This window comes from Streptomyces griseofuscus (assembly GCF_014673495.1).
GTDB classification, from domain to species: domain Bacteria; phylum Actinomycetota; class Actinomycetes; order Streptomycetales; family Streptomycetaceae; genus Streptomyces; species Streptomyces murinus.
This window is the reverse complement of sequence record NZ_CP051006.1, coordinates 1,579,582-1,597,737: the sequence shown is the minus strand read 5'-3', so window position 1 is coordinate 1,597,737 and position 18,156 is coordinate 1,579,582. Positions and strand designations below refer to the sequence as shown.

The following is an 18,156-nucleotide window of genomic DNA, read 5'->3' as shown; positions in this document are numbered from 1 at the left end:
GACATGACCGGCATCCTGCTCGTCCAGGGCGACATCACCCACCAGAGCGTCGACGCGATCGTCAACGCGGCCAACTCCTCGCTGCTCGGCGGGGGAGGTGTCGACGGCGCCATCCACCGCCGCGGCGGCCCCGAGATCCTCGCCGAGTGCCGCGCCCTGCGCGCCGCGCGCTACGGCCGGGGGCTGCCGACCGGACAGGCCGTCGCGACCACCGCGGGACGGCTCGACGCCCGCTGGGTGATCCATACCGTCGGACCGGTTTTCAGCGAGGACGAGGACCGCTCCGAACTGCTCGCCTCCTGCTACCGCGAGTCCCTGGGCGTCGCCGACGCGCTCGGCGCCCGCACCCTGGCGTTTCCGGCGATCTCCACCGGCGTCTACCGCTGGCCCATGGCCGACGCCGCCCGGATCGCCCTGGAGACCGTCCGCTCCGCGGAGACGGCCGTCGAGGAGATCCGCTTCGTGCTCTTCGACACCCCCGCGTACGAGGTGTTCGCCCGTCAGATCGGGTGATCCGACGGCTTCTTCACGCCCTCTTGTCGCCCGCTTGACACCACGTGCGGGGCAACTTCCCGACCCCTATCCGGAATTGTCGGAGCAGTAGCACGTAACCACCGCAACCCGGGCGGTGAGCAGGCTTGTTGACCTTCCTCGGCGTGGCAAAGGTTCCCCTAAGCGGGTGATAGCATCCCCGCGTCTGTGACCTTGGTCCCCTCGGCTCAGGCACCGCAGAAAACGGTTTCGGTCCGGTCCTCCGCGTGACCTGCCCGACCCGTTCGCGACCGGTTGTCCCACACCGGTGGTGCGGTGCGCTTCCGCCAGCGGTCGCAGGCTAACCGCCAGGAAAGGTTTCCATGATTCGAGACGCACTTGTCTGGTGCCTGGCTGTCGTGGCGGCGCTCGGCGTCGCCGCGGCCGTGGTCCTCAGTCGTCGCGCCAAGGCCATCGCGGCGAACAAGGACAGGTCCGAAGCCGCACTGACCCAGCGACTGAGCGAGGCCGACGGCCGGCTCGCCACTTTACGAGCAGAGCTCCACCAGCACCGGACCGACCACGCCAAGACCATCCAGGAAGCCGAGGAGGCGGCGGAGGACAGCACCAAGGCCGTGCTCAAGGGTTCCGCGCGCTTCCTTCAGAGCCTCGCCGCCGAACAGCTGGCGCTGCTGGAGGAGATCCAGCGCAAGTACGGCGGCCACACCGTCCTCGGCGACCTCCTGGAGGTCGGCCACGCCAACGCGCAGATGGCACGCAAGGCGCAGGGCATCGCCGTGATGTGCGGCGCCCCGCTGGGCCGCCGCAGCCGCGCCGCCAGCGTCTACGACGTGGTGCGCAGCGCCCAGGGCCAGATCCGCAACTTCCGCCGCGTGGAGATCATGCAGCAGACCGGCCTCGCGCTGAAGGCGTCGGCGGTCTCGCCCGTCGCCCTCGCGGTCGCCGAACTGCTCGACAACGCTGCCAGCTTCTCCCAGCAGGGCTCGCCCATCGAGGTGACGTTCCAGCGGGTGCAGAAGAACCTCTGCATCGTCATCGACGACGCGGGCGTCGGCATGAACGACGAGGAGCGGCAGAAGGCCACCGCCCTGCTCTCCGGCCAGTACCGCCCCCGGCTGTCCCAGCTGGGCAACCAGCCGAAGTTCGGCTTCCCGGTGATCGGCCTGCTGTCCCAGCAGTACGGGTTCCGGGTGGACGTGACCGGTGTCTCCCGCTACGGCGGTGTGCGCGCGGTCGTGCTGCTGCCCGAGGAGCTGTGGACCGAGGAGGAGACGGCACCGGTGAATGAGGTCCAGCCCGTCGTCGAGCAGCCCGGCGCCCCCGCCGCCCGGCCCGAGCCGGTGGCGCGCACCGCGGGCGGACTGCCCCGGCGCGGTGCCCGCCAGGTGCCCATAGCCAGCGTTCCCGACCAGGACACCGTCGGTCTGCCGCACGTCGCGGCGGGGGAGGACGCCGGCCGTGCGGCGGGCCGCAGCCTGGGTGCCTTCCAGCGCGGCACGCTCTCCGGCCGCAATCTCTCCGCGGCACCGTCCGAAGGGTCCGATGACACATGATCACCGACCTGTCGTGGATGCTTGAGGACATCGTGGCCAACGTGCCCAAGGCACGCCACGCCGTCCTGCTGTCCGCGGACGGCTTGCCCCGCGGGTCGACCGACGGCATGGCGCAGAAGGACGTGCGGACCATCTCCGCCGCCATGGCGGGCATGCAGTCGCTGAGCCGGGCCACGTCCCACTTCGCCGGGGACGGCCCGGACCGGCAGTGGAACCAGACCATCATCGAGTTCTCGCACGGCTGGATCTTCCTGATCGGGGCCGGACAGGGCGCCTATCTCGCGGCGGCCGCGGCACCCGATGTCGACATGCAGCAGATCTCCTTCCGCATGCACCGGCTCGTCGCCCGGCTCGGCAACAACCTCACCTCGCCGCCCCGGGTGCACGCCGACGAGGCCGGGACCCGCGACCGGCGCACCCGCGCCGACCGGGAGATCGGCACCGGCATCCGGATCGCCGACCTGGACGAGGTGATCAGCGAGGTGCGCGGCGCCCAGCACGCCGTACTGCTGGGCGGCGACGGCCTTCCCCGCGGCGCCACCACGGGCATGAGCCAGGACCTCGCGGACACCATCTCCGCCGCGATGACCGGCATCCACGCCTACAGCCGGGCCACCGCCCAGTTCGCCGGCGTCCAGCCGGACGCGTCCTGGCGGCAGACCGTCATCGAGTTCCAGCACGGCTGGATCTTCCTGATCTCGGCCGGGCGGGGCGCCTTCCTCGCCGCCGCGGCCCAGCACGACGCCGACATCGAGGAGTTCACGACCCGGCTGCACCGGGTGGTGCCCAGACTCGGCGCCTATCTGTCCCCGCACGGGGAGGCGAGCCGCGCGTGAGTGACGAGCCCGAAGAGGATCTGGAACTCACCTCCGCATTAGTCCCGTTCTTCGTGATCACGAACGGCCGGTCCCTTCCTCCGGAACACGCCTACGGGCACACGACGCTCGTGTCCGCGAGCGAGCACGCCGCCACCACGGTGCGCACGCTCACCCCGGAGGCCCGACAGGTTCTGGACCTGGTCATGGACGGTTTCCTGTCCGTGGCCGAGGTGGCCGCCCACACCCATCTGCCGCTCGGGGTCGTCCGGATCCTGCTGGCCGAGATGGAGGACGCCAACCTGATCATCGCGCGGAAGCCGGTGCCCCGCGCGGAACGTGTCGACCGAGAAGTACTGAACGCCGTGCTCGACGGCCTCAGAGCCCGATTCGGAGCGTGATTCGTGTACCTGGATTCAGGTGTCCGTACGGCGGTGAAGGTGCTCGTGGTGGGGCACTTCGGGGTCGGCAAGACCACGTGCATCGCCAGCATCTCCGAGATCGAGCCGCTGCGGACCGAAGAAGAGATCACCGAGGCCAGCGAGGGCTTCGACGATCTGTCGGGCACCCCCGACAAGACCACCACGACGGTCGCCATGGACTTCGGCCGTCTGACCATCAACGACGAGGTGGTGCTGTACCTCTTCGGCACCCCCGGCCAGGAACGCTTCAAGGAGATGTGGGAGGAGCTGTCCCGGGGTGCCCTGGGCGCGCTCGTCCTCGTCGACCCCGAGCGGCTGTCCGAGTCGTTCCCCATCCTCGACCTGGTCGAGCGGTTCGGCCTGACGTACGCCATCGGTGTCAACCACTTCGACGGCACGCCCGGCTACCCGCTCTCCGAGGTGCGCGAGGCCCTCAACCTGTCCGCGGACACCCCCGTCGTCCCCTGCGACGTCCGCAACGAGCAGTCGTCGGCCAACGCGCTGATCACCCTCGTGCACCACCTTCTCTCCCTCATCGACTAGGAGCCCCCCCGCTCATGCAGCAGCAACCCGGCATAGAGCCGCCCCCCGGCTGCCCCGCACACGGGAACATCCCGCTCTACGGCCCCCGGTTCGGCTCCGACCCGGACGGCCACTACGCCCATCTGCGCGGCCTCGGTCCGAGCGCGCCGGTCGACATCGCGCCCGGCGTCGAGGTCGAGCTGGTCACCAGCTACGACGCCGCGCTCTACATCCTCCAGAACCCCGCCTCCTTCGTCCGCGACTCGCGGCGCTGGAACGCGCTGAACGAGGGCCGGGTGCCCGAGGACAGCCCCGCGCTGCCGATGCTGGCGTACCGGCCCAACGCGCTGATGAGCGACGGCGCGGCGCACGCCCGGCTGCGCCAGGCCGTCACCGACTCCCTGGCCAGCGTCAACGAGCTCCAGCTGGTGCGTCAGACGCAGGCCTCGGCCGACTATCTGATCAGCCGCTTCAGCTCGGAGCGCATGGGCCAGGCCGAGCTGATGGCGGAGTACGCCCAGCCGCTGCCGCTGCTCGTCTTCAGCGACCTGTTCGGCTGCCCGCCCGAGATCGGCGACCGCGTCATCGCGGGCATCACCGGCCTCTTCTCCGGCAGCGCCGGCGCCGACCAGCTGGTGGCCGAGGCGCTGAACGAGCTGATCGCCCTCAAGCGCCGCAACCCCGGCGACGACCTGACGACGCGTCTGATGCAGCACTCGGCGCAGCTGTCCGACGAGGAGATGCTGCACCAGCTCATCACCCTGCTCTCCGGCGGCACCACCCCGCTGTCCGCCATGATCGGCACCGCGAGCGCGCTGATCCTGGGCGAGGAGTGGCAGTCGGGTCTGCCGGTCGAGGACGCCGTCACCCAGGTCCTGTGGAACTACGCGCCCATCGCCAACTACGCGGCCCACTACCCCACCCACGACGTGGAGCTGGGCGGCCGGGTGGTCAAGGCGAACGACCCGGTGCTGATCTCCTTCGCGGCGGCCAACACCGACCCCCGGCTCGCCGAACACCGCGAACAGCTCAGCGCGAAGGCCCACTTGGCCTTCGGCGCGGGGCCGCACGCCTGCCCCGCCAAGGACCCGGCGTTCGTGATCGCGGTGACCGCCGTGGAGACCCTGCTCAACCGGCTCCCGGACATCGAGGTCCGGATGCCGTTCAAGGACCTCAGCTGGGTCCCGGCACCATGGAGCCGCTCCCTGGTGGCGCTGCCGGTGCGCTTCACCCCGCGCATCGTGGTGCCGACGGCGGCGCAGAAGGCGGAATCCCCGGTGGCCGCCTCCGCGGGCCAGGTCACGGCCACGCCCCGGCCGTCGATGGGTGGCGCCCCCAAGCCCAAGACGGGCCTGTTCAGCCGCTTCCTGGCGTGGACGCGAGGGGAGTGACGAGGGCGCCATGCGGCCGGCACAGCCTCCGAGCCGACCGCGTGGCGCAGGGCCGGGGGTCATCGGTTTCCGGTGACCCCCGCCGTGACGGCTCGCTGCACCGGTTTGGGTAGCATCGCGCGAAGCGCCCACAGGCCGATGCCGAAGAGGCGAGCCGCCGCGCCCGAGCCGCAAGGAGCCCGATGAACCCCGCCGTCAGCGCCCCCGCCGCGGTGGGCACCGACCTGCTGGACGACTTCTCGCTGGAGATGACCGGCAAGGACGTGCCCGCACTGGAGGAGGCGCGGGGCAGCATCCCGCAGGGCACCCGGATCAACGTCACCTTCCTCGCCGGTGAGGACCACGCCACCCGGCTCGCCGCCGCCCGCGCGGTCCGGGGGCTCGGCTTCGTGCCCGTGCCCCACGTCTCCGCCCGGCGGCTGCCCTCGTCCGCCGCCCTGGAGGAGTTCCTCGCGGGCCTCGCCGAGGACGGCACCGCGGACAACGTCTTCGTCGTCGGCGGCGACCCGGCCCGCCCCGAGGGGCCGTACGAGGACGCCCTCGCCGTCCTGCGCACCGGACTGCTGGAGCGCTACGGGGTGCGCCACATCGGCATCAGCGGCTACCCCGAGGGCCACCCCGCGATATCCGGCCCCGCGCTGTGGTCGGCGCTCACCGACAAGGCGCGGGCCATCGGCGCCGGACCCTTCACCGGCGATGTGATCACCCAGTTCGGCTTCGACGCCGACCCGGTCCTCGACTGGCTGGCGGCCGTCCGCGCCCGGGGCGTCGACCTGCCCGTCCGCATCGGCGTCCCCGGCCCGGCCGGCATCCGCCGCCTCGTCGGCTACGCCACCCGCTTCGGCGTCACCACCAGCGCGTCCGTCGCCCGCAAATACGGCTTCTCGCTGACCAACCTGCTGGGCACGGCGGGCCCCGACCGCTTTCTGCACGCGCTCGGCGAACGCTATGACCCCGCCCGCCACGGCGTGGTCAAGGTGCACTTCTACACGTTCGGCGGGCTGCGCACCACGGCGGAATGGGTCGGCGGATTCCGCGAGCGGACCCGATAGCGGCCGCTCCGGCCTATGCGTCGGATTTCCGCCAGCGTGCCGCTTCGGTCCTGGTCATCCTGGAGTCATGCAGACAGCGACGCACTTCGACCGGGAGCATTGTGTGCGTGCCGTGCAGTCGAAGGACGCGCGGTTCGACGGTTGGTTCTACACGGCCGTGCTGACCACCCGGATCTACTGCCGGCCCAGCTGCCCTGTGGTTCCGCCCAAGCCCGGGAACATGACGTTCTACCCGAGCGCGGCCGCCTGCCAGCAGGCCGGGTTCCGCGCCTGCAAGCGCTGCCGCCCGGACACGAGTCCCGGCTCCCCGGAGTGGAACCAGCGCGCTGATCTGGTGGCCCGTGCGATGCGCCTGATCACGGACGGGGTCGTGGACCGTGAGGGTGTGCCGGGCCTGGCCGCCCGGCTCGGTTACAGCACCCGCCAGGTCGAGCGGCAGCTGCTCGCCGAGCTGGGCGCGGGCCCGTTGGCGCTGGCCCGCGCCCAGCGCGCCCAGACCGCCCGGCTGCTCATCGAGACCACGCCGCTGCCCATGGCGGAGATCGCCTTCGCGGCCGGTTTCTCCTCCATCCGCGCCTTCAACGACACCGTCCGCGAGGTCTTCGCGCTGTCCCCCAGTGAGCTGCGCCGGCGGGTGCCGGCCGGGCGGGCGGCGGGCGAGACCACCCCGGGCACCCTGTCCCTGCGGCTGCCGTTCCGTGCCCCGCTCAACCCGGACAACCTCTTCGGCCACCTCGCCGCCACCGCCGTACCGGGCGTGGAGGAGTGGCGGGACGGTGCGTACCGTCGCACGCTGCGGCTGCCGTACGGGCACGGGATCGCCGCCCTCGCCCCGCGCCCGGACCACATCGCCTGCCGGCTCACCCTCAGCGACCTGCGCGACCTGGCCGTGGCGATCAGCCGCTGCCGCCGGATGCTGGACCTGGACGCCGACCCGGTCGCGGTCGACGACCGGCTGCGCACCGATCCGCTGCTGGCCCCCCTGGTCGACAAGGCACCGGGCCGCCGGGTGCCCCGCACGGTGGACGAGGCCGAGTTCGCGGTACGGGCCGTACTCGGCCAGCAGGTGTCAACGGCCGCCGCCCGCACCCACGCCGGCCGCCTCGTCACCGCGCACGGCACACCCGTGGACGATCCCGAGGGCGGCCTCACCCACCTCTTCCCCTCGCCCCAGGCACTGGCCGCCCTTAACCCCGACACCCTGGCCATGCCCCGCACCCGGCGCGCCACCTTCACCACGCTGGTGGGTCAACTCGCCGACGGCACCCTCCACCTGGGAGTGGAGTCGGACTGGGCGGAGGCCCGGGCCCGGCTGCTCGCGCTGCCCGGGTTCGGGCCCTGGACGGTCGATGTCATCGCCATGCGTGCCTTCGGTGATCCGGACGCGTTCCTGCCGACCGACCTCGGTATCCGCCGCGCGGCCGCCGAGCTGGGGCTGCCGTCGACGCCCGCGGCGCTGATCGCGCGTGCGGAGGCATGGCGTCCGTGGCGGGCGTACGCGGTGCAGTATCTGTGGGCGACCGACAGCCACCCGATCAACTTCCTTCCTGTGTAAGTGGGTTCTGCGATGATCTGCCACACCGAGACCGACGGTCCCTGCGTCTGTACATGACGCTCGGCGGCACGGCCCTGTTCTGAGTCAGCCCGTCGCGTCCTCGGCCAGAGCGGCCAGCAGCCGGGGCAGCGCGGTGCCGATGGGCTCGCGGATCACCTCGTCGGCCTGGTCGTCGTAGGGCGTGGGGTCGGCGTTGACGATGATCAGGCGGGCGCCGTGGTCGGCGGCGAGACCCGCGAGACCGGCGGCGGGCTGGACCTGGAGGCTGCTGCCGACGGCGATGAACACCTGGCAGGCCTTGGTGACGGCCACGGCCTGGCCGAGGACCATCGGGTCGAGGCGTTCGCCGAACATCACGGTGGCGGACTTCAGGATGCCGCCGCACTCCCGGCACCGGGGATCGTCCTCACCGGCCTCCAGACGCTCCAGGGCGTCCGCCATCGGGCCGCGCGTGTGGCACAGGGTGCAGAGGAACTCCCGGGCGGTGCCGTGCAGTTCGAGCACCTTGCGGGCGGACGTACCGGCGAGCTGGTGCAGCCCGTCCACGTTCTGCGTGATCACCCGGACCGGTACCCCGGACCGCTCCAGTTCGGCGACGGCCCGGTGGGCGGCGTTGGGTTCGGCACGCAGGGCGCCGTTCTCGCGGCGCATCCGCCAGGACCGCCGGCGGATCTCCGGGTCGCCCATGTAGTACTCGTAGGTCACGAGCTTCTCGGCCTCGGGATCCCGCCGCCACAGCCCGTTCGGGCCCCGGTAGTCGGGGATCCCTGAATCGGTGGAGATACCTGCGCCACTGAGAATGGCCACGAGAGGCTTGCCCATGGGCCCGAGGGTAGGGCGCGGGGTGGGGAAGGGCGAATGGATATGCGCGCGGTGGCGGTGCGGCCGCGCGGTCAGTCCACCCGGTGGCCGTTCTCCAGCTCGGCCGGTCCCGAGCCGTCCGCGAGGGCGTCCAGGGCGGCGAGGACACGGCGGCCGAGGGCACCGGGGAGGTGCGCGGCGAGCTCCTCGCGCGGGACCAGCCGCCAGGACAGCAGCTCCTCCTCCTGGAGCCGGATCGCGCCCAGCTCGTCCTCGGTGAGCACCCCGCCGTCGTACACGTACGCCACCAGCGGCGGCCGCCCCGTCCCCGGCACCCAGTCCACGGCGAGCAGCCGCCCGAGCGCCCGGTCGAGCCCGATCTCCTCCAGCGTCTCCCGCCGGGCCCCCTGCCGGGGTGTCTCCCCGCCGTCCGACTCCACCGTGCCGCCCGGAAGCCCCCATCCCTCGCGGTAGTTGGGCTCGACCAGAAGCACCCGGCCCGCTCCGTCCCGGAAGAGCGCGGCGGCCCCGGCGAGCACCCGGGGCAGTGAGGCGATGTACGCGGCGTAGTCAGCGGTGGAGGTCATGGAGGGAAGGGTATCCAGCCGGACCGGCCCCCGAACCGCCGTGCGCCAGGCGCACGGTGCGTTCGGCCAGCGTACTGATCCGCACCCCGTCGAACCCGAACACCGCGCTGCGGACCGTGTCATCGAGCGGATCCTTCCAATGGCCGGGCAGTGCGGCGGCGCCGGTGCGGACCCCGGCCACCGAGCCCGCCGTCGCCCCGTTGGAGTCGGTGTCCAGACCGCCGCGCACGGTCAGCGCGAGGGTGCGGGTGAAGTCGTCGTCGCCGTACAGCAGCCCCGCGGTGAGGACGGCCGCGTTCGGCACCGTGTGGATCCAGCCCCCGGCACTCTCCCCGGTCGCGGTGTCCACGGTGTCCGCCCAGCCGAGGCCGGCCTCGTGCAGCGACATGACCCGGCGCACGGTACGCGCGAGGCGGCTGCTCGCCGGGATCACGCCGAGCGCGCTCTCCAGCGCGGCCCGCACGGTCGGCGCGGTGAAGGCGGCCGCGATCAGCGCGGCCGCGAACATGGCGCCGTAGACACCGTTGCCCGTGTGCGACAGCACGGCGTCCCGGCGCGCCAGACCGGCCGCGCGCCCGGGGTCGCCGGGGCAGGCCCAGCCGAAGACGTCCGCGCGGATCAGCGCGCCGATCCACTCCTGGTACGGGTTGTCGTACGTCGCCGTCAGCGGCGGCCGCAGCCCGTTCGCGAGGTTGCGGTACGCCGCACGCTCCGCGGTGAAGGTCTGGAGGTACGGCAGCCGCAGCAGCCACAGCTCGCCGACGTCCTCGGTGCTGAAGCCGAAGCCGCGGCTCTCCAGCAGGTGCAGTCCGAGGACCGTGTAGTCCACGTCGTCGTCACGGCAGCTGCCGTGGATCCGGCCCCGCACGCAGGAGCGCCACTCGGGGCGCAGCATGGCGGTGTCGGCCGGGTCGGCGGGCTCCGGCAGGTAGTCGGTGAGCGGCAGCGCGCCACAGCCGCCGAGATACCGGTCGATGCGTGTACGGGTCCACACCTCGCCCTGCTCGATCGGCTTGCCGAGCATGTTGCCCGCGATCCGGCCGAGCCAGCCGCCGTGGATCCGGTCGGCGAGACCGGTGGGCGCGGGGCGCTCGCTGCTCATGCAAGGGGCCTACCCGTTTTCCCCGGACCTGCTCCTGATTCCCGCCCCCGGCCTGCTCAGCCCGTGGTCGGGGCATGGCGGCGAGCGGGCGCCGAGGTTAGGGTCACAGCGGCGCGACCGGTCCCGCCGCGTGCGGGGCCCGGAGAGCAAGGGGATGGCAAGGTGGCGGAAGCTGTGGGTGAGAGCCGTCGGGTACTCATCGCCGCGGACAAGTTCAAGGGCTCGCTGACGGCCGTGCAGGTCGCCGAGCGGGTGACGGCCGGGCTGCGCCGGGTGGTACCGGACCTGGTGGTCGAGGCGCTGCCCGTCGCGGACGGCGGCGACGGGACCGTGGCGGCGGCGGTCGCGGCCGGGTTCGAGCGCCGCGAGGTGCGGGTGGCCGGGCCGCTGGGGGAGACGGTGACGGCGGCGTTCGCGCTGCGCGAGGGCACCGCGGTGGTGGAGATGGCCGAGGCGAGCGGGCTGCACCGGCTGCCGGCCGGGGTCTTCGCACCGCTGACGGCGTCCACGTACGGCTCGGGTGAGCTGCTGCGGGCCGCGCTGGACGCGGGCGCGCGGACGATCGTGTTCGGCGTCGGCGGCAGCGCCACGACGGACGGCGGTGCCGGGATGCTGGCGGCGCTCGGGGCGCGGTTCCTGGGGGAGGACGGGGCGCCGGTGCCGCCGGGGGGCGGCGGTCTGGCCGGTCTGGCCCGCGCCGACCTCTCCGCTCTCGACCCCCGGCTGTCCTCGGTCTCCCTGGTGCTCGCCAGCGACGTCGACAACCCGCTGACCGGCCCGAAGGGGGCGCCCGCGGTGTACGGTCCGCAGAAGGGGGCTTCGCCGGAGGACGTACGGGCCCTGGACGCGGCGCTCGGGCACTACGTGGCGGTGCTGGAGGACTCGGTCGGGGCGCGGGCGGTGGAGTACGCGGCGGCGCCGGGCGCGGGGGCGGCGGGTGGCATCGGCTACGGCGCGCTGCTGCTCGGCGCGCGGTTCCGGCCCGGTATCGAGATCATGCTCGATGTCCTCGGCTTCGCTCCCGCGCTGTCCCGGGCGTCCCTGGTGATCACCGGTGAGGGCTCCCTGGACGAGCAGACGCTGCACGGCAAGGCCCCGGCGGGCGTGGCGGCGGCGGCGCGCGCGGCGGGCAAGGAGGTCGTGGCGGTGTGCGGGCGGCTGGCGCTGGAGGACCGTGCGCTGCGGTCGGCCGGGATCAGCCGCGCCTACCCCCTGACGTCCGTCGAGCCCGACGTCTCCCGCTGCATCGCGGACGCCGGCCCGATCCTGGAGCGCCTCGCGGCTCGCATCGCGGAGGACCTGCTGGTGTGACCCCCTGAGGGCCCCGCCTTCCGGGCTCCCGGCCGATCGATGCCGTCATGCCCGCCTTCCAGCCGAGAGTCTCGGACGGGCGGGTGGGCAAGCGGAGGTCGGAAAGACAAAGGCCCCGAACCCAGCCAACCCTGGATTCGGGGCCCTGCGTCAAGACGCCGTCACGGCAACTGCGTCGCCCGCGCTTCTCGCCGGTTGTCACGGAAGTTGTTCACCCGTCGCGCCGTGGCGAACAGCGGGATCACCGCGCCCATGACCAGCTGGAGCGCACACCCCGTCTGGAGGAGCAGCTGACCGCTCGGCGCGTCGAACGCCCAGGCGGCCAGCAGACCCATGGACAGGACGATCCAGGACAGCATCGCCCCGGCCAGACGCCCCCGCGGCTTCGGGTACTCCACCCGGCTCACCATCAGCCACGCCGTACCGACGATCGCCAGCAGCGTCGCCACGAACGGCAGCTCCAGGAGCACGATCGAGACGACGGTGAGCGCGCCGAACGGCGAGGGCATGCCCTGGAACACGCCGTCCTTCACCGTCACGCACGAGAAGCGGGCGAGCCGCAGGACGACGGCCAGGAGCACCACGATTGCCCCGAGCGCCGCCACTCTCTGATGCGCGTCGTCCGCGACCATGCCGTAGACGAGGACGAAGTACGCCGGCGCGAGGCCGAAGCTGATCAGGTCGGAGAGGTTGTCCAGCTCCGCACCCATCGGCGAGGACCGCAGCTTGCGCGCCACCAGACCGTCGAAGAGGTCGAACACCGCCGCGCAGAGCATCAGGATGACCGCCGTGGCCGCGCTGTGGCGGGCCATGCCGGATTCCTGGCTGCCGGTGAGGTGCGGGATCAGGATGCCGGTGGTGGTGAAGTACACCGCCATGAACCCGCACGTGGCGTTACCGAGCGTGAGGGTGTCCGCTATCGACAGGCGGAGCGAGAGCGGCATCTCCTCCTCTTCGTCCACCTCGTCGGCCTCGGGCACCCAGTTCGCCTGGGTCTCCGGATCAATCACGGTCAATGCGAGTCACCCCAGCCACGGTCTTCTGACCGACCTCGACCGCCACCTCCACGCCCTCGGGCAGGTAGAGGTCGACACGCGAGCCGAAGCGGATCAGACCGATACGGTCGCCCTGCTCGACCTTCGTGCCCGAAGGGAGGTAGGGCACGATGCGGCGGGCCACCGCACCGGCGATCTGGATCATCTCGATGTCGCCGAGTTCGGTGTCGAAATGCCAGACTACGCGCTCGTTGTTCTCGCTCTCCTTGTTGAAAGCCGGAACAAAGCCGCCGGGGATGTGCTCGACCGAGGTCACCGTGCCCGCGAGCGGCGCGCGGTTGACATGAACATTGAGCGGGCTCATGAAGATGGCGACGCGGGTGCGGCCGTCCTTCCAGGGCATGATGCTCTGCACCACACCGTCGGCCGGGGAGATGACCCGGCCCTGGGTGATCTCTCGCTCGGGGTCGCGGAAGAACCACAGCATGCCCGCCGCGAGCGCGGTGGCGGGCACGGCGACGGCCTTGGCGGCACCCGAGCGGCGGGCGCGGGCCAGGCTGAGGGCTGCGGTGGCGACGGTCGGGAGAAGCCACGGCGATGCTCCGCGCGCGAGGCGTACGCCGGCTCGGCTGTCGCGAGGTGCAGAGGTTTGGCTGTGGGGCATGGATGACCTTCGTAGCGGATGATGCCGCGCAAGACGGGGGACGGCGGCTTTCCGGGGATCGTACCGGTCGCGGGCCACAACTGGGCAAGCCAGGAAGCCGAGTCGGCGGCCGAAGACCGGCTGAACAACCTCTACGGGGTGTGATCTTCCCCTCGAAGAAAACACCCCGTATGCGGACAATCAGCCCTGGAACCGATACTCTTCGAGCAACCTGCGACCGATGATCATTTTCTGGATCTCGGCGGTACCTTCACCGATGAGCAGCATCGGCGCCTCACGATACAGGCGCTCGATCTCGTACTCCTTGGAGAAACCGTACCCGCCGTGGATGCGGAAGGCGTCCTCCACGACCTCCTTGCAGTACTCGGAGGCGAGGTACTTCGCCATGCCGGCCTCCAGGTCGTTCCGCTGCCCGGAGTCCTTTTTGCGTGCCGCGTTGACCATCATCGCGTGGGCTGCCTCGACCTTGGTCGCCATCTCGGCCAGCTTGAACTGGATGGCCTGGTGCTGGGCGATCGCCTTGCCGAAGGTGTGCCGCTGCTGGGCGTACCGCACACCCAGCTCGAAGGCGCGCTGGGCGACACCGCAGCCACGGGCCGCGACATTGACCCGGCCGACCTCCACGCCGTCCATCATTTGGTAAAAACCCCGGCCGGTGACGCCGCCGAGCACCCGATCGGCCGGGATCCGCAGCCCGTCCATGATCAGCTCGGTGGTGTCGACGCCCTTGTAGCCCATCTTCTCGATCTTGCCGGGGATGGTGAGGCCCGGGCGGACCTCGCCGAAGCCCGGCTCCTTCTCGACCAGGAAGGTGGTCATGGACTTGTGCGGGGCCGTGCCCTGCGGGTGGCCCTCGTCGCTGCGCACCAGGACGGCCACGAGGGACGACGTGCCGCCGTTGGTCAGCCACATCTTCTGGCCGGTCAGGACGTACTCGTCGCCGTCCTTGACCGCCTTGGAGCTGATCGCCGACACATCGGAGCCGAGCGCCGGCTCGGACATCGAGAAGGCGCCCCGGATGTCACCGGCCGCCATCCGCGGCAGGAAGTGGTCCTTCTGCTCCTGCGTGCCGTGCTGCTTGAGCATGTACGCGACGATGAAGTGGGTGTTGATGATGCCGGACACCGACATCCAGCCACGGGCGATCTCCTCCACGCATAGTGCGTAGGTGAGCAGCGACTCGCCCAGACCCCCGTACTCCTCGGGGATCATCAGACCGAACAGGCCCAGCTCCTTGAGGCCGTCCACGATCTGCTGCGGGTACTCGTCGCGGTGCTCCAGCTCGGTCGCGACCGGGATGATCTCCTTGTCGACGAAGTCCCGGACGGTGGAGAGGATCTCCTGCTGGACGTCGGTCAGACCGGCGGTCTGGGCGAGGCGCGCCATCACTTCTCCTGCTGCTTCGGCTCCGGGCGGCCCGGCTGCTCGCCGCCGCGCTCCTTGATGTACGTCTCGGTCGGCACCATCACCTTGCGGCGGAAGACGCACACCAGGGTGCCGTCCTGCTTGTAGCCCTTGGTCTCGACGTAGACGATGCCGCGGTCGTTCTTCGACTTCGAAGGCCACTTGTCCAGCACGGTCGTCTGGCCGTAGATCGTGTCGCCGTGGAAGGTCGGCGCCACGTGCTTGAGCGACTCGATCTCCAGGTTGGCGATCGCCTTGCCGGAGATGTCCGGCACGGACATACCGAGCAGCAGCGAGTAGATGTAGTTCCCGACGACGACGTTCTTGCCGAAGTCGGTCGTCTTCTCCGCGTAGTTGGTGTCCATGTGGAGCGGGTGGTGGTTCATGGTGAGGAGACAGAACAGATGGTCGTCGTACTCCGTGACCGTCTTGCCCGGCCAGTGCTTGTACGTCGCCCCGACCTCGAACTCCTCGTAGGTGCGTCCGAACTGCATCGCGCTCAGGCCTCCGGGATCTCGAACTTGGTGGTGCGGCGCATGCCGGCCGCGCGCCCCTTGCCGGAGATGACCAGGGCCATCTTGCGGCTGGCCTCGTCGATCATCTCGTCGCCGAGCATCGCGGAGCCCTTCTTGCCGCCGGCCTCGGACGTGTAGTAGTCGTACGCGTCCAGGATCAGCTCGGCGTGGTCGTAGTCCTCCTGGGAGGGCGAGAAGATCTCGTTGGAGGCCTCGACCTGGCCCGGGTGCAGCACCCACTTGCCGTCGAAGCCGAGGGCCGCGGCGCGCTGCGCGACCGCGCGGTAGCCGTCGACGTTGCGGATCTGGAGGTAGGGGCCGTCGATCGCCTGGAGGTCGTTGGCGCGGGCGGCCATCAGGATCTTCATCAGGATGTAGTGGTAGGCGTCCGCCGGGTAGCCGGGCGGCTGCTCGCCCACGACCAGGGACTTCATGTTGATGGAGGCCATGAAGTCGGCCGGGCCGAAGATGATGGTCTCGATGCGCGGGGAGGCCGCCGCGATCGCGTTGACGTTGTTCAGGCCCTGCGCGTTCTCGATCTGCGCCTCGATGCCGATCCGGCCGACCTCGAAGCCCATCGTCTTCTCGATCTGGGTGAGCAGCAGGTCGAGCGCCACGATCTGCTCGGCGTTCTGCACCTTCGGCAGCATGATGCAGTCGAGGTTCGGACCGGCGCCCTCGACGACCGTCACGACATCGCGGTACGTCCACTCGGTCGTCCAGTCGTTGACGCGGACCACCCGCGTCTTGCCCGTCCAGTCACCCTCGTTGAGGAACTTGACGATGGTGTGCCGCGCCTCGGGCTTGGCGAGCGGGGCGCACGCGTCCTCCAGGTCCAGGAACACCTGGTCCGCCGGCAGGCCCTGCGCCTTCTCCAGGAAGCGGGGGTTGCTGCCCGGTACGGCGAGGCACGAACGCCGGGGACGGAGACGGTTGACGGGGGCGGTCATGCGGGGACCTCCAGGGGGTCGAGCTTGTTCGCGGTCCGGATCTCGTCGACGATGCGGCCGATGATCCCGGTGATGTCGAAGTCCTTCGGGGTGAAGACGGCGGCCACTCCGGCCTCCCTGAGCTGCTCGGCGTCCCCGTTCGGGATGATGCCACCTGCGATCACCGGAATATCTGTGGCACCCGCCACACGCAGGCGCTGGAGCACGTCCGGGACCAGCTGGGCGTGCGAGCCGGACAGGATCGACAGGCCGACCGCGTGCACGTCCTCGGCGAGGGCCGCGTCCACGATCTGCTCCGGGGTGAGCCGGATGCCCTGGTAGACCACCTCGAAGCCGGCGTCGCGGGCGCGCACGGCGATCTGCTCGGCGCCGTTGGAGTGCCCGTCAAGGCCCGGCTTGCCGACCAGGAAGCGCAGCTTGCCGACGCCCAGGTCGCGGGCGGTGGCGTCCACCTTGGCGCGGACCTCGGCGAGCGCCGAGCCGGCCTCGACGGGGACGGCCACCGGCGCGGACGAGACCCCGGTGGGCGCCCGGTACTCGCCGAACACCTCGCGCAGCGCCCCCGCCCACTCGCCGGTCGTGGCCCCGGCGCGGGCGCACTCCAGGGTGGCCTCCATCAGGTTGGCGGTGCCCCGGGCGGCCTCCTTCAGCCGCTCCAGCGCCTTGCAGGGGCGCGGGTGGTTGAACGGCGGCTGGTAGCGGGTGTCCCGCCACCGCTGGAGCGAGGCGATGACCTGGGCCTCGACCGCCGGGTCCACCGTCTGGATCGCGGTGTCCAGGTCGGCGGTGAGCGGGTTGGGCTCGGTGCCCTCGAAGGCGTTGACCCCGATGATCTTCTCGTCGCCCGACTCGATCCGGGCCCGGCGCTCGGCGTGCGAGGAGACCAGCTGGGACTTCAGATAGCCGGACTCGACGGCCGCCATCGCGCCGCCCATCTCCTCGATCCGCGCCATCTCCGCGAGGGAGTCGGTGACCAGCTGCGCCACCTTGGCCTCGATCACCTTCGAGCCGTCGAAGATGTCCTCGTACTCCAGCAGATCGCTCTCGTAGGCGAGCACCTGCTGGATGCGCAGGCTCCACTGCTGGTCCCAGGGGCGGGGCAGGCCGAGCGCCTCGTTCCAGGCCGGGAGCTGGACGGCACGGGCGCGGGCGTCCTTGGACAGCGTCACGGCCAGCATCTCCAGCACGATCCGCTGGACGTTGTTCTCCGGCTGTGCCTCGGTCAGGCCGAGGGAGTTGACCTGGACGCCGTAGCGGAAGCGGCGCTGCTTGGGGTTCTCGATGCCGTACCGCTCGCGGGTGACCTGGTCCCAGATGCGGCCGAACGCCCGCATCTTGCACATCTCCTCGACGAAGCGGACGCCCGCGTTCACGAAGAAGGAGATGCGCGCGACCACGTCGCCCATGCGCTCCTGCGGCACCTGGCCGCCGTCGCGCACGGCGTCCAGCACGGCGATCGCGGTGGACATCGCGTACGCGATCTCCTGCACCGGCGTGGCCCCGGCCTCTTGCAGGTGGTAGCTGCAAATGTTGATCGGGTTCCACTTCGGGATGTGGGAGACCGTGTACGCGATCATGTCCGTCGTCAGGCGGAGCGAGGGTCCCGGCGGGAAGACGTGCGTGCCGCGGGACAGGTACTCCTTGACGATGTCGTTCTGGGTCGTGCCCTGGAGCTTGGTGATGTCCGCGCCCTGCTCCTCGGCGACGACCTGGTAGAGCGCCAGCAGCCACATGGCGGTGGCGTTGATCGTCATCGAGGTGTTCATCTGCTCCAGGGGGATGTCCTGGAACAGCCGGCGCATGTCACCGACGTGCGAGACGGGCACGCCCACCCGGCCGACCTCGCCGCGGGCGAGGATGTGGTCGGGGTCGTAGCCGGTCTGCGTCGGCAGGTCGAACGCCACCGACAGACCCGTCTGGCCCTTGTCGAGATTGCGCCGGTACAGCTCGTTGGACGCCTCGGCCGTCGAGTGGCCGGCGTACGTCCGCATCAGCCACGGACGATCTTTCTGACGCTCTGTCATC

Annotated in this window: 19 protein-coding genes; 10 read left to right on the top strand and 9 right to left on the bottom strand. The window is 71.1% G+C overall.

The genetic code is table 11. The features are described 5' to 3' along the window. Window positions 1-3: 3 nt before the first annotated feature. From HEP81_RS07005 to HEP81_RS06970, 8 genes are all read left to right on the top strand, one after another. Window positions 4-513: an O-acetyl-ADP-ribose deacetylase gene (locus HEP81_RS07005; RefSeq protein WP_037659555.1), complete on the top strand. Its 510-nt coding sequence runs from the start codon at window positions 4-6 to the stop codon at window positions 511-513. Window positions 514-854: 341 nt separating this feature from the next. Then, a complete protein-coding gene (locus HEP81_RS07000) occupies window positions 855-2,045 on the top strand; it encodes an ATP-binding protein (protein ID WP_037659557.1) in 1,191 nt (396 codons plus the stop codon). Continuing rightward, window positions 2,042-2,881, top strand: a complete 840-nt coding sequence (locus tag HEP81_RS06995) for a roadblock/LC7 domain-containing protein (RefSeq protein ID WP_233360081.1) — start codon at window positions 2,042-2,044, stop codon at window positions 2,879-2,881. Before HEP81_RS07000 ends, HEP81_RS06995 begins: the two co-directional genes overlap by 4 nt. After that, complete coding sequence (locus HEP81_RS06990) at window positions 2,878-3,261, top strand: DUF742 domain-containing protein (protein WP_037659559.1); 384 nt, start codon at window positions 2,878-2,880, stop codon at window positions 3,259-3,261. Before HEP81_RS06995 ends, HEP81_RS06990 begins: the two co-directional genes overlap by 4 nt. A 3-nt stretch (window positions 3,262-3,264) precedes the next feature. Then, window positions 3,265-3,825, top strand: a complete 561-nt coding sequence (locus HEP81_RS06985) for a GTP-binding protein (RefSeq protein ID WP_037659561.1) — start codon at window positions 3,265-3,267, stop codon at window positions 3,823-3,825. Between the two features lie 14 nt (window positions 3,826-3,839). Continuing rightward, window positions 3,840-5,195, top strand: a complete 1,356-nt coding sequence (locus tag HEP81_RS06980; protein WP_037659563.1) for a cytochrome P450 family protein — start codon at window positions 3,840-3,842, stop codon at window positions 5,193-5,195. 182 nt (window positions 5,196-5,377) lie between these two features. Continuing rightward, window positions 5,378-6,247, top strand: coding sequence for a methylenetetrahydrofolate reductase (locus HEP81_RS06975; RefSeq protein ID WP_051850422.1), 870 nt, complete (start codon window positions 5,378-5,380; stop codon window positions 6,245-6,247). A 67-nt stretch (window positions 6,248-6,314) separates the two neighbouring features. Further along, the gene (locus HEP81_RS06970) at window positions 6,315-7,802 is read left to right on the top strand and encodes a DNA-3-methyladenine glycosylase 2 (RefSeq protein WP_154822190.1); all 1,488 of its coding nucleotides are present in this window, start codon (window positions 6,315-6,317) and stop codon (window positions 7,800-7,802) included. Window positions 7,803-7,886: 84 nt separating this feature from the next. Here the strand turns inward: HEP81_RS06970 and HEP81_RS06965 are convergent, their stop codons facing one another. The 3 genes from HEP81_RS06965 to HEP81_RS06955 form a co-directional block, all read right to left on the bottom strand. After that, window positions 7,887-8,624, bottom strand: a complete 738-nt coding sequence (locus HEP81_RS06965; protein WP_037654713.1) for an SIR2 family NAD-dependent protein deacylase — start codon at window positions 8,622-8,624, stop codon at window positions 7,887-7,889. Window positions 8,625-8,695: 71 nt separating this feature from the next. After that, the gene (locus HEP81_RS06960; RefSeq protein ID WP_037654717.1) at window positions 8,696-9,190 is read right to left on the bottom strand and encodes an NUDIX domain-containing protein; all 495 of its coding nucleotides are present in this window, start codon (window positions 9,188-9,190) and stop codon (window positions 8,696-8,698) included. Then, window positions 9,174-10,292 (bottom strand): ADP-ribosylglycohydrolase family protein, encoded by a 1,119-nt coding sequence (locus tag HEP81_RS06955; protein ID WP_051850109.1) that lies wholly within the window; start codon window positions 10,290-10,292, stop codon window positions 9,174-9,176. Before HEP81_RS06955 ends, HEP81_RS06960 begins: the two co-directional genes overlap by 17 nt. 174 nt (window positions 10,293-10,466) lie before the next feature. Here HEP81_RS06955 and HEP81_RS06950 point away from each other — a divergent pair, with 174 nt between their 5' ends. After that, window positions 10,467-11,603, top strand: a complete 1,137-nt coding sequence (locus tag HEP81_RS06950; RefSeq protein ID WP_037654719.1) for a glycerate kinase — start codon at window positions 10,467-10,469, stop codon at window positions 11,601-11,603. A 161-nt stretch (window positions 11,604-11,764) separates the two neighbouring features. Here the strand turns inward: HEP81_RS06950 and pssA are convergent, their stop codons facing one another. Both pssA and HEP81_RS06940 read right to left on the bottom strand, forming a co-directional pair. Continuing rightward, entirely contained in the window at window positions 11,765-12,583 is an 819-nt protein-coding gene (gene pssA / locus HEP81_RS06945; protein WP_037654721.1) for a CDP-diacylglycerol--serine O-phosphatidyltransferase, read from the bottom strand. Window positions 12,584-12,605: 22 nt separating this feature from the next. Then, window positions 12,606-13,262, bottom strand: coding sequence for a phosphatidylserine decarboxylase (locus tag HEP81_RS06940; RefSeq protein WP_078967312.1), 657 nt, complete (start codon window positions 13,260-13,262; stop codon window positions 12,606-12,608). An 18-nt stretch (window positions 13,263-13,280) separates the two neighbouring features. Between HEP81_RS06940 and HEP81_RS42110 the strand changes: the two genes are divergently transcribed. After that, window positions 13,281-13,406, top strand: coding sequence for a hypothetical protein (locus HEP81_RS42110; protein ID WP_256638473.1), 126 nt, complete (start codon window positions 13,281-13,283; stop codon window positions 13,404-13,406). Between the two features lie 36 nt (window positions 13,407-13,442). Here the strand turns inward: HEP81_RS42110 and HEP81_RS06935 are convergent, their stop codons facing one another. The 4 genes from HEP81_RS06935 to HEP81_RS06920 are packed head-to-tail and all read right to left on the bottom strand — an operon-like array spanning window position 13,443 to window position 18,155. After that, the gene (locus HEP81_RS06935) at window positions 13,443-14,648 is read right to left on the bottom strand and encodes an acyl-CoA dehydrogenase family protein (protein WP_037654725.1); all 1,206 of its coding nucleotides are present in this window, start codon (window positions 14,646-14,648) and stop codon (window positions 13,443-13,445) included. Beyond that, the gene (locus HEP81_RS06930) at window positions 14,648-15,160 is read right to left on the bottom strand and encodes a MaoC family dehydratase (protein ID WP_037654726.1); all 513 of its coding nucleotides are present in this window, start codon (window positions 15,158-15,160) and stop codon (window positions 14,648-14,650) included. The genes HEP81_RS06935 and HEP81_RS06930 overlap by 1 nt, the downstream gene beginning before the upstream one ends. Window positions 15,161-15,165: 5 nt before the next feature. Then, the gene (locus HEP81_RS06925) at window positions 15,166-16,131 is read right to left on the bottom strand and encodes an HpcH/HpaI aldolase/citrate lyase family protein (RefSeq protein ID WP_037654727.1); all 966 of its coding nucleotides are present in this window, start codon (window positions 16,129-16,131) and stop codon (window positions 15,166-15,168) included. Further along, window positions 16,128-18,155, bottom strand: coding sequence for a protein meaA (locus HEP81_RS06920; protein ID WP_037654729.1), 2,028 nt, complete (start codon window positions 18,153-18,155; stop codon window positions 16,128-16,130). Before HEP81_RS06920 ends, HEP81_RS06925 begins: the two co-directional genes overlap by 4 nt. Between the last annotated feature and the right edge of the window lies 1 nt (window position 18,156).